This window comes from Streptomyces pathocidini (genome assembly GCF_001418495.1).
GTDB classification, from domain to species: domain Bacteria; phylum Actinomycetota; class Actinomycetes; order Streptomycetales; family Streptomycetaceae; genus Streptomyces; species Streptomyces pathocidini.
In genome coordinates this window covers 1-1,020 of record NZ_LIQY01000675.1, presented here as the reverse complement: position 1 = coordinate 1,020, position 1,020 = coordinate 1, and the positions used below count along the sequence as shown (strand labels likewise).

The window sequence follows — 1,020 nt, the reverse complement described above, 5'->3', positions numbered from 1 at the left end:
GAGAGCGCCTGGGCGACCCCGCTCCCCTTCAGCACCGCGCCGAACACCCCACCCGCGCCGACGACCAGCAGGATGTTCCCCACCGGCTTGAGCGAGGAAGTGGACACGCTCTCCAGGGACTTGCGCGACCAACCGCGGCGGATACCGAGCAGGTAGTACGCCATGAGTAGCGCAATCGTCAGCGCCACGAACGGGTTACCGAAGAACTCCACGACCGACCGGAAGGTCGACGGGTCCAGCGCGATGGACGAGAAGGTCGCCGCGAGGATCAGCACCAGCGGCGTACCGATGACCAGCAGCACCGTCCCCAGCGACACCGGCGTCTCCCGCGCCGCGCGCCCCGCCGCCGACTGGTCCGCGGCGACGGCCGCCTTCGCCTCCTCCGTGGCCTCGACCATGTCCTGCGGCACCGGCACGAAGATCCGCTTGCCGATCCACGCCGCGTACCCCCACGCCGCCAGCACCGACGGGATGCCGACCAGGACGCCCATCAGGATGACCCACCCCAGGTCGACCCCGAACAGCCCCGCGGCCGCCACCGGTCCCGGGTGCGGCGGCAGGAACGCGTGGGTCATCGAGAGCCCCGCCAGCAGCGGCATCGCGTACAGCAGGAGCGACTTGCCGGACCGCTTGGCGGCGGCGTAGACGATCGGCGCGAGCACGAAGATGCCGACGTCGAAGAAGACCGGGATACCGAAGATCAGGCCGGTGAGCCCCATCGCGAGCGGGGCGCGGCGCTCGCCGAAGAGCGACAGCAGCCGGGAGGACAACACCTCGGCGCCGCCCGACACTTCGAGGATCGCGCCGAGCATCGTGCCGAGCCCGATGATGATCGCGACGTGCCCGAGGATGCCGCCCATGCCGGACTCGACGATCGAGACGGCGTCGGACTTCTGCACCGTGCCGAAGAGTTCGGTGACCGAGAGCCCCGCGCCGAGGCCGACGGCTATGGACACCGTGAGCAGCGCGACGAACGGCTGCAACCGGACCTTGATGATGAGGAAGAGCAGCAGCGCGATC

Annotated in this window: 1 protein-coding gene; it reads right to left on the bottom strand. The window is 70.0% G+C overall.

Features of this window, described 5'->3' with window-relative positions; genetic code table 11:
* Positions 1-1,020: GntP family permease (locus AOK16_RS24340; protein WP_055474258.1), on the bottom strand; the 1,020-nt coding region annotated here is incomplete at both ends.